Here is a 12,486-nt window from a genome sequence, read left to right as displayed (position 1 = left end):
GGCGTTGCCCGCCGGTCCGTGCCGCCCGGGTTTTCCCCGCGGCACACACTATATCTAGTGCAGAACTACTCAACTGGCACCAAGTATAGTGGACATTCGGACGACGTCCAACCGGAGAATTTGCGATAGAGCCCTTGACATCGCGAACGGTCAGACGCGACAAGGCATTCGCCGGAAAAATAGTTCCCGCGCGTCAAAAAACCCCGCGATCAGTGCTGCCGGAAAGGAAAGTATTCGGCGGAAAAGCCGGCATCGCTTGCGAAGCGTTGCCAATCGAAGTGCGGGCCGGGGTCGGTCTTGCGGCCCGGCGCGACATCGGAATGACCGGCGAACGCGTCGACCGGATAGCGGGCTGCGAGCCCGCGCGCGAGCGTGCCGAGGGTCGCGTACTGGGCGGCTTCGAACGGCACGTCGTCCGCGCCTTCGAGCTCGATGCCGATCGAGAAATCGTTGCAGCGCGGCCGGCCGAAGAACTCGGACGCGCCCGCGTGCCATGCTCGCTCGTCGCACGACACGAACTGCACGAGTTCGCCGTCGCGACGGATCAGGAAGTGCGCGGACACCCGCACGCCGCGCAGGTGGGCCTGGTAATAGGGATGCGCATCACAGTCGAGACGGTTCAGGAACAGCGCCTCGATCGCGTCGCCGCCGAATTCGCCGGGGGGCAGGCTGATGTTGTGGACGACGACGAGCGTCGGCACCGCACCGGCGGGCCGCGCCTCGAAGTTCGGCGACGGCGCATGGCGCGCGTCGCGCACCCAGCCGTTCGCGTCGATCGACAGGAACCGCGCGTTGCTCATCGCGCGCCGTGGTCGTTCGTGCGCGCGGCGTGGCGCTGCGCGTGCTCGGCGCTGCAGAAATACTCGCCGCCCGCGACGACCGCGTCGCCCTTGGGCGCGTGCACGCCGCACTCGGCGCAGCGCACCATCGGCTCGGGAAGCGGCTGCGCGCCGCCCGCGTGCGCGGCGCCGCGGTAGCCTTGCGCACCAGCGCCCTGCCCGGTTCGCGCCTGCGCCTGGCGCAGCTTGCGCGCGACCCACGAGGTCGCGAAGAACACGAGGATGAGGAGAAGAATCTGTCGCATCGGGAATCAGCCGATCAAACCACGGAGCGGTGCAGCAGCACCTCGAACACGAACCGGCTGCCGACATACGCGAGCAGCAGCGCGGCGAACGACACGAGCACCCAGCGCGCGGCGCCCCGCCCGCGCCAGCCCGACGTCCTGCGCGCGACCAGCAGCCCGCCGAACATCAGCCAGGACAGGATCGCGAACACGGTCTTGTGGTCGAGCCGCATCGCGCGCGCGTCGACCTGCTCGCTGAACAGGATCCCGGACGCGAGCGTCAGCGTGAGCAGCACGAAGCCCGCGCCGATCAGGCGGAACAGCAGCTTCTCGAGCGTGAGCAGCGGCGGCAGCGTTTCGAGCCAGCTCGCGATCCAGCCCGTCGAGCCGTCGCGCCCGCCGCTTCGGAGCGACTGCAGGCGCCGCTCGACCATCAGCATCAGGATCGCGTGCAGCGCCGCGATCGCGAACAGGCCGTACGCGATGTTCGCGATCAGGAAGTGCAGCTTGAACAGCGGCGCTGCGGCATAAGGCAGCACCCGCACGCCGCCGAACACCAGCGGCAGCAGCGACGCGCCGCACGCGAGCGGCAGCACGAGCAGCCGCAGGCTGTCGAGCGGGAAGAAGAAGCTCTCGATCCAGTAGATGCCGGCGCCGAGCCAGAACATCGCGGACAGCGCGAACGCGAAGCCGAACACCATCGCATCGTGCGGGAAGATCGTCATGTGGAGCAGCACGCCATGCGCGACGAGCGCGGCGAACAGCAGCGCGCGGCCGGACCCGCTCATCCCGGAGGCGGCGGAAGCCGGAACCGGCACGGCCGGCACGCTCGCGACGAGCGGCGAGCCCGCGCCCTGGCGGTGCGTGCGCCAGCCGGCAACGGCGAGGCCGCCGTACAGGAATGCGGTGAGGGCATACAGTACAATATCCATGTTCGAAGTTTACACTAGGCCCCCTTCCCGCGACGGCTCCCTTGTTGAGTTCCGCCGCCTTCGGGCCCCACTGTCCATCGCTCCCCATGCTCGACAATCTCACTCAACGGATGGCGCGCGTCGTCAAGACGCTGCGCGGCGAGGCCCGGCTCACCGAGGCGAACACCCAGGAGATGCTCCGCGAGGTGCGCCTCGCGCTGCTCGAGGCCGACGTGGCGCTGCCCGTCGTCCGCGAATTCATCGCCAAGGTCAAGGAAAAAGCCCTCGGCGAGGAAGTGATCAGCAGCCTGTCGCCGGGCCAGGCACTCGTCGGCGTGGTCCAGAAGGAGCTGACCGCCGTGATCGGCGGTGACTACGAGGGCAAGGCCGCCGAGCTGAACCTCGCCGTCACGCCGCCCGCGGTGATCCTGATGGCCGGCCTGCAGGGCGCGGGCAAGACCACCACCGCCGGCAAGCTCGCGAAGCTGCTGCGCGAGAAGTACAAGAAGAAAGTGCTGACGGTGTCGTGCGACGTGTACCGCCCCGCCGCGATCATGCAGCTGAAAACGGTGAGCGAACAGGTCGGCGCCGACTTCTTCCCGTCGACGCCGGACCAGAAGCCGGTCGACATCGCGCTCGCCGCGGTCGACTGGGCGAAGCGCCACTACCATGACGTGCTGATCGTCGACACGGCCGGCCGTCTCGGCATCGACGAAGCGATGATGCAGGAGATCGCCGCGCTGCACGCTACGCTGAAGCCTGCCGAAACGCTGTTCGTCGTCGACGCGATGCTCGGCCAGGATGCGGTCAACACCGCGAAGGCGTTCAACGACGCGCTGCCGCTCACCGGTGTCGTGCTGACCAAGCTCGACGGCGACTCGCGCGGCGGCGCCGCGCTGTCGGTGCGCCACATCACCGGCAAGCCGATCAAGTTCGTCGGTGTCGCCGAGAAGCTCGACGGCCTCGAGATCTTCCACCCGGACCGGATGGCGAACCGGATCCTCGGCATGGGCGACATCCTCGCGCTCGTCGAGGAAGCGCAGCGCGGCGTCGACGTGCAGGCCGCGCAGAAGCTCGCCGACAAGGTGAAGAAAGGCGGCGACTTCGACCTGAACGATTTTCGCGCGCAGATCTCGCAGATGAAGAACATGGGCGGCCTGTCGTCGCTGATGGACAAGCTGCCCGCGCAGTTCCAGCAGGCGGCCGCCGGCGCCGACATGGGCCAGGCCGAAAAGCAGATCCGCCGGATGGAAGGGATCATCAGCTCGATGACGCCTGCCGAGCGCGCGAAACCCGAGATCATCAAGGCGACGCGCAAGCGCCGCATTGCCGCCGGCGCGGGCGTGCCGGTGCAGGAAGTCAACCGGATGCTGAACCAGTACGACCAGATGCGTACGATGATGAAGAAGCTGAAGGGCGGCAACATGCAGAAGATGATGCGCGGCCTGAAGGGCATGATGCCCGGCCTGCGCTGATTCCGCCCGTCGGCCGGCGCGCGGGTTTTTGCTGTAGCGCGCGCCGCCCGATCTGCTTCATTCTTATTTGTATACCGACTGCCCGCCAGAACTCATGAACCGCGAAGAAGCCCTCCACATTTTCGAACACTCCGAAGAGATCGTCTCGGCGGACGCCGTCAACGCGTCGATCGCCCGGATGGCCGAAGCGATCCGCGCCGAGATCGGCGACGCGTTCCCGCTCGTCCTCTCGGTGATGGGCGGCGCCGCGGTGTTTACCGGGATGCTGCTGCCGCATCTCGATTTCCCGCTGGAATTCGACTACATCCACCTGACCCGCTACCGCAACACGACGCAGGGCAGCCCGGAGATGCACTGGCGCGTCGCGCCGCGCGAATCAGTGAAGGACCGCATCGTGCTCGTGCTCGACGACATCCTCGACGAAGGCGAGACGATGGCCGCGATCCGCGACCGCATTCTCGACATGGGCGCGACGCGCTTCATGTCCGCCGTGCTGTGCGAGAAGACGCTCACGAAGGCCAAGCCGCTGCACCCGGATTTCTGCGGCTTCGCCGTGCCCGACCGCTACGTGTTCGGCTGCGGCATGGATGCGAAGGGCTACTGGCGCAACCTGCCGACGATCCGCGCACTGACCGCGAACGCCTGACGCCCGCGCGGTCCGCATAAAAAAAGCGGCGCTCCGGTTCTTCCGGAGCGCCGCTTTTACATTGGGGCGTCGCCGCGCTACAGCTGGTGCACGAATACGCGGATGCCGCCCAGCATCATCTCGACCGAGATCGCGACGAGCACGAGGCCCATCAGCCGCTCGAATGCGGCGACCGTCCGCTCGCCGAGCCATTGCTGGATCCGCTCGGCCAGCACCAGCGTGACCGCGCAGACGATCATCGTGACCGTCAGCGCACCCGCCCACTCGAGCATCTTGCCGGGCGCCTGCGACGTCAGCAGCATCACCGTCGCGAGCGCCGACGGTCCGGCCAGCGCCGGGATCGCCAGCGGCACGATGAACGGCTCGCCGCCGGCGCGCGGATCGTTGCCGAGCGCGCCGTCCGGATGCGGGAAGATCATCCGCAACGCGATCAGGAACAGCACGATGCCGCCGCCGATGCGCAGCGACAGGTCGGTGAGGTTCATCATCCGCAGGAAGCGGTCGCCCACGACCATGAAGAACAGCAGGATCACGAACGCGATCCCCACTTCGCGCAGGATCAGCTTCACGCGCCGCTCGCGCGGCACACTCCGCATCGCCGAGATGAACAGCGGAATGTTGCCGAGCGGATCGGTGATCAGCAGAAGAAGCACGGTGGCCGACAGGAAGGTGTATTCCACCGTGTCCCCCGGTCGGCCGGCTTAGCGCGCGAGCGCGGCGCGGACCTTCTCCACGACCGTTGCCGCGGCCGTGTCGGCCGGCAGCAGCGTCGCTTCGGCGTCGCGGCGGCCCTGGTACTCGAGCTTGCCTTCCTTCAGGCCGCGCTCGCCGATCACGAGGCGATGCGGCACGCCGATCAGCTCCCAGTCGGCGAACATCACGCCCGGACGCTCGCCGCGATCGTCGAGGATCACGTCGATGCCGGCCGCGGCCAGCTCAGCGTACAGCTTGTCGGTCGCTTCGCGCACCGCGTCGCTGCGGTCGTAGCCCATCGGGCACAGGACGACCTCGAACGGCGCGATCGACTCCGGCCAGATGATGCCGCGGTCGTCGAAGTTCTGCTCGATCGCCGCGCCGAGAATGCGCGTGATGCCGACGCCGTAGCAGCCCATCAGCATCGGCTGCGGCTTGCCCGACTCGTCGATGAACGTCGCGCCCATCGCTTCCGAGTACTTGGTGCCGAGCTGGAACACGTGGCCGACCTCGATGCCGCGGCAGATGTCGATCACGCCCTTGCCGTCCGGCGACGGGTCGCCCTTCTGCACGTTGCGGATGTCGGCGACTTCCGGCTCCGGCAGGTCGCGGCCCCAGTTCACGCCGGCGATGTGGTAGTCGACTTCGTTCGCGCCGACGACGAAATCGCTCATGTTCGCGACCGTGCGATCGGCGATCACCTTCACCGGCTTCTTCGTGCCGATCGGGCCGAGGTAGCCCGGCGGCGTGCCGAACCACTCGACGATTTCCTGTTCGGTCGCGAAGCGGTGGTTGCTCAGGCCCGGCAGCTTCGATGCCTTGATCTCGTTCAGGTCGTGGTCGCCGCGCAGCATCAGCAGCCAGATCGTCGGCTCGGCGCCTTCGTTGTCGGTCGCGAGCACGATCGACTTGATCGTGCGCGCGAGCGGAATCCCCATCAGCTCGGCGACGGCCTCGCACTTCGCCTTGCCCGGCGTCGCGACCTTCGCCATCGGCTCGGCGGCCGCGGCGCGTTCGGCGATCAGCGGCAGCGCTTCGGCCGCCTCGATGTTCGCCGCGAAATCGGAGCTCGGGCAGTACGCGATCGCGTCCTCGCCGGTGTCGGCGATCACGTGGAACTCGTGCGAGAAGTTGCCGCCGATCGAGCCGCTGTCGGCCGCAACCGGACGGAACTCGAGACCGAGGCGCGTGAAGATGCGCACGTACGCGTCGTACATCTTGCGATACGACTCGGCGAGGCCGTCGGCATCCTTGTCGAACGAGTACGCGTCCTTCATGATGAACTCGCGGCCGCGCATCACGCCGAAGCGCGGACGGATCTCGTCGCGGAACTTCGTCTGGATCTGGTAGAAGTTCACCGGCATCTGCCGGTAGCTCCTGATCTGGTTGCGCGCGATGTCGGTGATCACTTCCTCGTGCGTCGGCCCGATCACGAACTCGTTGTCCTTGCGGTCCTTGAAGCGCAGCAGCTCGGGACCATACTGCTCCCAGCGGCCCGACTCCTGCCACAGCTCGGCCGGTTGCACGGCCGGCATCAGGAGCTCGATCGCGCCGGCCCGGTTCATTTCCTCGCGCACGATCGCCTCGACCTTGCGAATCGAGCGCAGGCCGATCGGCAGATAGTTGTAGATGCCGCCGGCGACGCGGCGGATCATGCCGGCGCGCACCATCAGCTTGTGGCTGACGATCTCTGCGTCGGCGGGTGCTTCTTTCAGGGTGCCGATAAAGAAACGGGAAGCTTTCATGCGGACGGTTCCAAAAACGGCGCCCCCAGGCAGGGCGCCCGAAAAAGATTCAAGGTGAAAAAGCTGCGCGCGGCGAACGACGATCGCGCAGATGACTTGGCAGACAAATCAGGGACAGCTCAACTGGCGCGCCCGGCGCGGATTCGCTCCGTTACGGTGCGCGGCGCCCGTTATCTGTTTATAATCAAAGCAATTTTAAAGGATTCGAAGGTGGTTGTATGCTGGATCGTGAAGGCTTTCGCCCGAACGTCGGCATCATCCTCTTGAACGCGCGCAACGAGGTGTTTTGGGGCAAGCGGCTCCGCGAGCATTCCTGGCAGTTTCCTCAAGGTGGGATCAAGTACGGCGAGACCCCCATGCAGGCGATGTACCGGGAGCTGCACGAGGAAACCGGCCTGCATCCGGAACACGTCAAGATAATCGGCCGCACTCGCGACTGGTTGCGTTACGAGGTGCCTGACAAGTTCATCAAGCGTGAAGTACGCGGTCATTACCGCGGCCAGAAACAGATCTGGTTCCTGCTGCGGATGGTAGGACGCGATTGCGACATTTGCTTGCGCGCGACCGACCACCCGGAGTTCGATGCGTGGCGCTGGAACGAGTACTGGGTGCCGCTCGATGCGGTGATCGAGTTCAAGCGGGATGTTTATCAGTTGGCGCTGACGGAACTGTCGCGCTTCCTGCGCCGCCCGGCGCAGCGGGCCGACAAGCCGCGGGGTCCGCGTCCGCGCTATCCGCGCGTCGTGGAATCGCAGCCCCAGCAGGCGTTGACGGTTGTCGACACATCGGTGGTCTGTTCCGAGATCGAAGTGGAAGCGAGCACGCTCGACGAGACGCCTCCTCGCCTGATCCTCGGCGAATGACAAGTCGGACTGCATGACCGGGCGCGACCTTGGTGTCGCGCCCTTTTTTTACGAGGAATGCATATTGAAAGCGATTGCTCTCGCGCTCACGTCGATCGCCGCAGCGGCTGTGCTGGCCGGTTGCGCGCATTCGAATTCGCCGACCAACAAGGACGACGGCACGTTCGTCTATCTGCTGGACCGCCAGGGGGAATGGAAGGAAAACAAGGTCGACACGCTGCCCGCGCTGCCAACGCCGGGCGACCTGCTGTCGTTCAACGTGTCGCAGAACACGCCGCTCAAGTTCTTCGTCGACGCGAAGTCGCTGGCGGTCGGCACCGACGGCATCGTGCGGTATACGGTGGTCGTCACGAGCCCGGCCGGCGCGCGCAACGTCAATTACGAGGGCATTCGCTGCGACACGTATGAATGGCGCCAGTATGCGGGCCTCAATTCGGATCACGACGGCTGGGACCGCACGGTCGAGAACGACTGGCGCCGCATCGAGAACGGCGAGCTGAACGCATATCACGCGGCGCTCTACCAGGACTACTTCTGCGCGAACAAGATGCCGCAGGGCACGACGCAGTCGATCCTCGAGAACATCAAGTATCACCGCACCGCGCTGAACCAGCTGCGCTAATCGCGCCGGCCGGCCGAAGCCGAAAAGCAAAAAGCCCTCGTCACGAGGGCTTTTGCATATCGACGATCACCGGACCGGACGGGTCACACGAGCACCAGGTTGTCGCGGTGAATCAGCTCCGGCTCCATCATGTAGCCGAGCACCGCTTCGATCTCGCCGCTCGGCTTGCGCTGGATCAGTTTCGTTTCCGCGCTGCTGTAGTTGGTCAGCCCGCGCGCGACTTCCCGCCCGTCGGGCCCGACGCAGGCGATCACCTCGCCGCGCGCGAACACGCCCTGCACGTTGACGATGCCGATCGGCAGCAGGCTCTTGCCACCCGCCGTCAGCTTCTCGACCGCGCCGGCGTCGATCACGACATGCCCGCGCACCTGCAGGTGATCGGCCATCCACTGCTTGCGTGCCGCCATCCGAGCCGTGCGCGCGATCAGCTGCGTGCCGATCGCCTCGCCCGCCGCGAGACGCGCGAGCACGTCGGGCTCGCGCCCGCTCGCGATCACGGTGTTCGCGCCGCTGTGCGCCGCGCGCTTGGCCGCGAGGATCTTCGTCAGCATGCCGCCGCGGCCGAGGCTCGACCCCGCGCCCCCCGCCATCGCCTCGAGTTCGGGCGCGCCCGCGTTCGCTTCAGCGACAAGCGTCGCGGCCGGGTCCTTGCGCGGATCTGCGGTGAACAGGCCGGACTGGTCGGTGAGGATGATCAGCGCATCGCCTTCGATCAGGTTCGCGACGAGCGCGCCGAGCGTGTCGTTGTCGCCGAACTTGATTTCGTCGGTAACGACCGTGTCGTTCTCGTTGATGATCGGCACGACGCCGAGCCGCAGCAGCGTGAGCAGCGTCGAGCGTGCATTCAGGTAGCGTTCGCGGTCCGCGAGGTCGGCGTGCGTGAGCAGGATCTGCGCGGTGCGGATCCCGTGCTCGGAGAAGCGGCTTTCATAGACCTGGGCGAGCCCCATCTGCCCGACCGCGGCAGCGGCCTGCAGTTCGTCGATCTCGCGCGGACGCTTGCTCCAGCCGAGCCGCTGCATCCCTTCCGCGATCGCGCCCGAGCTGACGAGCACCACTTCCTTGCCCTGGTCGCGCAGCGCGGCGATCTGGGCGGCCCAGCGGCCAATTGCGGCATGATCGAGCCCTTTGCCGTCGTTGGTCACGAGGCTGGATCCCACCTTCACCACCAGTCGCTTCGAATCCGCGATGATCGAACGCATCGTGCGCTGTCTCCTGTATGTGATGCCTGGCCTGGCCGGGCGCGATTGAATTCCCGCGCCGGGCGGCTCGCGCCCGACGCGCACCCGCCGCTCAGGCGTCGGCGTCCGATGCCGTCTGCCCGTCGCGCGCGGGCGTGTCGCGGAAGCGCACGTCCGCCGCCAGGTCTTCCGCCTCGGCCGCGCGATGCGCATCCGAATGCTCCGCGAGGTAGTCGTAGATCGCGTAGCACAGCGCCTCGCAGCCCTGGCCGGTCAGCGCCGAGATCTCGAACACCGGGCCGTCCCAGCCGAAACGCTCGAGGAAATCCGCGACGCGCGCCTCGCGCTCGTCCTCCGGCACCATGTCGAGCTTGTTGAGCACGAGCCAGCGCGGCTTCTCGTACAGCGCCTCGTCGTACTTGCGCAGCTCGCCGACGATTGCCGTCGCCTCCGCGACCGGATCGACGCTTTCGTCGAACGGCGCAAGATCGACAAGATGCAGCAGCACCCCGGTGCGCTGCAGGTGGCGCAGGAACTGATGCCCGAGGCCGGCGCCTTCGGCCGCGCCCTCGATCAGCCCGGGAATGTCGGCGATCACGAAGCTCTTGCTCGGCCCGACGCGCACGACGCCAAGATTCGGGGCCAGCGTCGTGAACGGGTAGTCGGCGATCTTCGGCTTCGCGTTCGACACCGACGAGATGAACGTCGACTTGCCCGCGTTCGGCATGCCGAGCAGGCCGACGTCGGCCAGCACCTTCAGCTCGAGGCGCAGCATCCGCCGCTCGCCCGGCTTGCCGTCGGTCTTCTGGCGCGGCGCGCGGTTCGTGCTCGACTTGAAATGCAGGTTGCCGAGGCCGCCCGCACCGCCCTGCGCGAGCATCACCTTCTGGTCGTGCTCGGTCAGGTCGGCGATCAGCTCGCCCGTGTCCATGTCGTTGATGACCGTGCCGACCGGCATGCGCAGCGTGATGTCGTCGCCGCCCTTGCCGTAGCAGTCCGAGCCGCGGCCGTTCTCACCGTTGCGCGCCAGGTGCTTCTTCGCGTAACGGTAATCGATCAGCGTGTTGATGTTGCGGTCGGCGATCGCGTAGACACTGCCGCCCCGGCCGCCGTCGCCGCCGTCCGGCCCGCCGAACGGAACGAATTTCTCGCGGCGCATCGACGCGCTGCCATCGCCTCCGTCTCCGGCGATGACTTCGATTCGCGCTTCGTCAATGAACTTCATTCGTTACTCCGCCCAGTATTTTCGCTATTGTGCCGCGCTCCGCCGCGCTTGAACAATCGGCCGTCCGGCCAACCGCCGCGACCAGCCGCCCGCGCTTGCGCAGCGACAAAATAAAAAAGGCCCCGCGACAAGTGCGGGGCCTTTCGGCTACGAAGCCCGTGGGTGCCTGAACTTAGGCAGCCGCCGGGACGACGATGACCATATGCTTCTTGTCCGCGCCCTTCGTCGCGAACTTCACGTGGCCGTCGACCAGCGCGAACAGGGTGTGATCCTTGCCCATGCCGACGTTCTCGCCAGCGTGCATGCGGGTGCCGCGCTGACGCACGATGATGCCGCCGGCGTTGATCGCCTGGCCGCCATACACCTTCACGCCGAGACGTTTCGACTCGGAGTCGCGGCCGTTCCGGGAAGAGCCGCCTGCCTTTTTGTGTGCCATCTGATTGCTCCTTTACCGAGGCGCTTACGCGTTGATCGCGTCGATGCGCAGCTCAGTGTAGTTCTGGCGGTGGCCGCCGTGCTTTTGGTAGTGCTTCCGGCGACGCATCTTGAAGATGGTGACCTTGGCATGACGACCGTGCGACACAACGGTGGCCTTGACGGAAGCCCCACTGACCAGCGGCGTACCGAACTTAATCGATTCGCCTTCGCCCACTGCGAGAACCTGGTCGAGCGTGATTTCAGCGTCAATGTCAGCCGGTATCTGTTCTACTTTCAGTTTTTCGCCAACGGCAACCTTGTACTGCTTGCCGCCGGTTTTTATGACCGCGTACATTGAGAACCTCACTCTGGATCCATTTTTCCGCACACCACGCGCGGAAAAGGCGTGATTATACAGAGAGTTAGCATCTCTGTCAAAGCCGATCGACGATTGCCGCGCCGGTCCCTCGGCCGGATGGCCAAAATCGCGCCCGCGGCGCGCGCGACAGACCGGGATGCGGCGGATTCGACTTATAATCCGCCGCATCACCCAATTCCATGATCATGTCGTCGTCCACCGCCTCCCCCACCCTCAGCGCCGCCCACCTGCTCGCCCCGATCGCGAGCGACATGGAGCAGGTGAATCGCGTCATCCGGCAAAGCCTCGCGTCCGACGTGGTGCTGATCAACCAGATCGCCGAGTACATCATCGGCGCGGGCGGCAAGCGGCTGCGGCCGGCGCTCCTGCTGTTCGTCGCGGGTGCGCTCGGCGAGACGTCGCACCAGCGGCACGTGCTCGCGGCCGTCGTCGAGTTCATTCACACGGCCACGCTGCTGCATGACGACGTCGTCGACGAATCCGAGCTGCGGCGCGGCCGCCAGACGGCCAATGCGCTGTTCGGCAATGCCGCGAGCGTGCTGGTAGGCGACTACCTCTATTCGCGCTCGTTCGAGATGATGGTCGGCGTCGGCAAGATGCGCGTGATGGAGATCCTGTCGGAAGCGACGACGATCATCTCCGAAGGCGAAGTGCTGCAGCTGCTCAATATGCACGATGCGGACGTCGACGAGGCCCGCTACATGCAGGTGATCCGCTACAAGACGGCCAAGCTGTTCGAAGCGTCCGCCCGGCTGGGCGCGGTGCTCGCGGGCGCCGACGCGACGACCGAGGCCGCCGCCGCCGAGTACGGGCGCCGCATCGGCACCGCGTTCCAGATCATGGATGACTGGCTGGACTATGCAGGCACCGCCGAGGCGATGGGCAAGAACGCCGGCGACGACCTGCGCGAAGGCAAGCCGACGCTGCCGCTCATCTACCTGATCGAGCGCGGCACCCCCGAACAGGCCGCGCTGGCGCGCGAGGCGATCGAACAGGGCGGCACCGACCGCTTCGAAACGATTTTCGACGCGATCACGCGCTCGGGCGCGCTCGACCACACGCTCGAATGCGCGCGGCAGGAAGCGCAGGCCGCGGCGGCCGCGATCGCCGCGTTTCCGGATTCCGTTTACAAGGAAAGCCTGCTCGAGCTGTGCTCGTATTCGACATCGCGGCAGTCCTGAGCGCGCTCCGGACACACGATTCAAAAAATATTTTCACCAAGGTATTCCATTTCAGAAAAAGCGCTGTTATAGTCATGTTCTTGCT

At 66.2% G+C, this 12,486-nt stretch carries 14 protein-coding genes; 5 read left to right on the top strand and 9 right to left on the bottom strand.

Annotation, left to right across the window (positions count from 1 at the left end):
• Nucleotides 1–209: 209 nt before the first annotated feature.
• From ampD to KY49_RS01365, 3 genes are read right to left on the bottom strand one after another with little or no spacing between them, the layout of a single operon-like run.
• Nucleotides 210–800 (bottom strand): 1,6-anhydro-N-acetylmuramyl-L-alanine amidase AmpD, encoded by a 591-nt coding sequence (gene ampD, locus KY49_RS01375; RefSeq protein ID WP_042583066.1) that lies wholly within the window; start codon nucleotides 798–800, stop codon nucleotides 210–212.
• Nucleotides 797–1,084, bottom strand: a complete 288-nt coding sequence (locus tag KY49_RS01370) for a PP0621 family protein (RefSeq protein WP_042583065.1) — start codon at nucleotides 1,082–1,084, stop codon at nucleotides 797–799. The genes ampD and KY49_RS01370 overlap by 4 nt, the downstream gene beginning before the upstream one ends.
• A 14-nt stretch (nucleotides 1,085–1,098) precedes the next feature.
• Nucleotides 1,099–1,995 (bottom strand): cytochrome C assembly family protein, encoded by an 897-nt coding sequence (locus KY49_RS01365; RefSeq protein WP_042583064.1) that lies wholly within the window; start codon nucleotides 1,993–1,995, stop codon nucleotides 1,099–1,101.
• Nucleotides 1,996–2,081: 86 nt separating this feature from the next.
• On the opposite strand from KY49_RS01365, the gene ffh reads away from it, so the two are divergent.
• Nucleotides 2,082–3,449: a signal recognition particle protein gene (gene ffh / locus KY49_RS01360; protein WP_010091270.1), complete on the top strand. Its 1,368-nt coding sequence runs from the start codon at nucleotides 2,082–2,084 to the stop codon at nucleotides 3,447–3,449.
• 94 nt (nucleotides 3,450–3,543) lie between these two features.
• On the top strand, nucleotides 3,544–4,095 hold the full coding sequence (locus KY49_RS01355; RefSeq protein WP_042583063.1) for a hypoxanthine-guanine phosphoribosyltransferase: 552 nt from the start codon (nucleotides 3,544–3,546) through the stop codon (nucleotides 4,093–4,095).
• 77 nt (nucleotides 4,096–4,172) lie between these two features.
• Here the strand turns inward: KY49_RS01355 and KY49_RS01350 are convergent, their stop codons facing one another.
• Together KY49_RS01350 and KY49_RS01345 are read right to left on the bottom strand one after the other, a co-directional pair.
• Nucleotides 4,173–4,775, bottom strand: a complete 603-nt coding sequence (locus tag KY49_RS01350; RefSeq protein ID WP_042583062.1) for a MarC family protein — start codon at nucleotides 4,773–4,775, stop codon at nucleotides 4,173–4,175.
• A 21-nt stretch (nucleotides 4,776–4,796) separates the two neighbouring features.
• Nucleotides 4,797–6,533, bottom strand: coding sequence for a proline--tRNA ligase (locus KY49_RS01345; RefSeq protein ID WP_010091267.1), 1,737 nt, complete (start codon nucleotides 6,531–6,533; stop codon nucleotides 4,797–4,799).
• Nucleotides 6,534–6,751: 218 nt separating this feature from the next.
• Between KY49_RS01345 and KY49_RS01340 the strand changes: the two genes are divergently transcribed.
• Both KY49_RS01340 and KY49_RS01335 read left to right on the top strand, forming a co-directional pair.
• Entirely contained in the window at nucleotides 6,752–7,396 is a 645-nt protein-coding gene (locus KY49_RS01340) for an RNA pyrophosphohydrolase (protein ID WP_042583061.1), read from the top strand.
• Between the two features lie 13 nt (nucleotides 7,397–7,409).
• Nucleotides 7,410–8,018 (top strand): CNP1-like family protein, encoded by a 609-nt coding sequence (locus KY49_RS01335; protein ID WP_042583060.1) that lies wholly within the window; start codon nucleotides 7,410–7,412, stop codon nucleotides 8,016–8,018.
• An 83-nt stretch (nucleotides 8,019–8,101) separates the two neighbouring features.
• Here the strand turns inward: KY49_RS01335 and proB are convergent, their stop codons facing one another.
• The 4 genes from proB to rplU all read right to left on the bottom strand — a co-directional run bounded on the left by proB (nucleotide 8,102) and on the right by rplU (nucleotide 11,196).
• Complete coding sequence (proB, locus tag KY49_RS01330; RefSeq protein WP_010091264.1) at nucleotides 8,102–9,220, bottom strand: glutamate 5-kinase; 1,119 nt, start codon at nucleotides 9,218–9,220, stop codon at nucleotides 8,102–8,104.
• Nucleotides 9,221–9,311: 91 nt separating this feature from the next.
• A complete protein-coding gene (gene cgtA, locus KY49_RS01325; RefSeq protein ID WP_042583059.1) occupies nucleotides 9,312–10,424 on the bottom strand; it encodes an Obg family GTPase CgtA in 1,113 nt (370 codons plus the stop codon).
• A gap of 172 nt (nucleotides 10,425–10,596) precedes the next feature.
• Nucleotides 10,597–10,860: a 50S ribosomal protein L27 gene (gene rpmA, locus KY49_RS01320; RefSeq protein WP_010091262.1), complete on the bottom strand. Its 264-nt coding sequence runs from the start codon at nucleotides 10,858–10,860 to the stop codon at nucleotides 10,597–10,599.
• 24 nt (nucleotides 10,861–10,884) lie between these two features.
• Nucleotides 10,885–11,196, bottom strand: coding sequence for a 50S ribosomal protein L21 (rplU, locus tag KY49_RS01315; RefSeq protein WP_006025184.1), 312 nt, complete (start codon nucleotides 11,194–11,196; stop codon nucleotides 10,885–10,887).
• Between the two features lie 209 nt (nucleotides 11,197–11,405).
• Here rplU and KY49_RS01310 point away from each other — a divergent pair, with 209 nt between their 5' ends.
• Entirely contained in the window at nucleotides 11,406–12,401 is a 996-nt protein-coding gene (locus KY49_RS01310; RefSeq protein ID WP_010091260.1) for a polyprenyl synthetase family protein, read from the top strand.
• Nucleotides 12,402–12,486 lie beyond the last annotated feature (85 nt).

The sequence above is a fragment of the Burkholderia sp. MSHR3999 genome, assembly GCF_000833595.1.
GTDB lineage: Bacteria > Pseudomonadota > Gammaproteobacteria > Burkholderiales > Burkholderiaceae > Burkholderia > Burkholderia ubonensis.
Note: the sequence above shows the minus strand (reverse complement) of the source record. Positions and strands in the feature narration are given on the sequence as shown.

Bases quoted from the DNA above. Each gene is read 5' to 3' on its own strand.
- ampD (WP_042583066.1), bottom strand. From the start codon at position 800: ATGAGCAACGCGCGGTTCCTGTCGATCGACGCGAACGGCTGGGTGCGC.
- KY49_RS01370 (WP_042583065.1), bottom strand. From the start codon at position 1,084: ATGCGACAGATTCTTCTCCTCATCCTCGTGTTCTTCGCGACCTCGTGG.
- KY49_RS01365 (WP_042583064.1), bottom strand. From the start codon at position 1,995: ATGGATATTGTACTGTATGCCCTCACCGCATTCCTGTACGGCGGCCTC.
- ffh (WP_010091270.1), top strand. From the start codon at position 2,082: ATGCTCGACAATCTCACTCAACGGATGGCGCGCGTCGTCAAGACGCTG.
- KY49_RS01355 (WP_042583063.1), top strand. From the start codon at position 3,544: ATGAACCGCGAAGAAGCCCTCCACATTTTCGAACACTCCGAAGAGATC.
- KY49_RS01345 (WP_010091267.1), bottom strand. From the start codon at position 6,533: ATGAAAGCTTCCCGTTTCTTTATCGGCACCCTGAAAGAAGCACCCGCC.
- KY49_RS01340 (WP_042583061.1), top strand. From the start codon at position 6,752: ATGCTGGATCGTGAAGGCTTTCGCCCGAACGTCGGCATCATCCTCTTG.
- KY49_RS01335 (WP_042583060.1), top strand. From the start codon at position 7,410: ATGACCGGGCGCGACCTTGGTGTCGCGCCCTTTTTTTACGAGGAATGC.
- proB (WP_010091264.1), bottom strand. From the start codon at position 9,220: ATGCGTTCGATCATCGCGGATTCGAAGCGACTGGTGGTGAAGGTGGGA.
- cgtA (WP_042583059.1), bottom strand. From the start codon at position 10,424: ATGAAGTTCATTGACGAAGCGCGAATCGAAGTCATCGCCGGAGACGGA.
- rpmA (WP_010091262.1), bottom strand. From the start codon at position 10,860: ATGGCACACAAAAAGGCAGGCGGCTCTTCCCGGAACGGCCGCGACTCC.
- rplU (WP_006025184.1), bottom strand. From the start codon at position 11,196: ATGTACGCGGTCATAAAAACCGGCGGCAAGCAGTACAAGGTTGCCGTT.
- KY49_RS01310 (WP_010091260.1), top strand. From the start codon at position 11,406: ATGTCGTCGTCCACCGCCTCCCCCACCCTCAGCGCCGCCCACCTGCTC.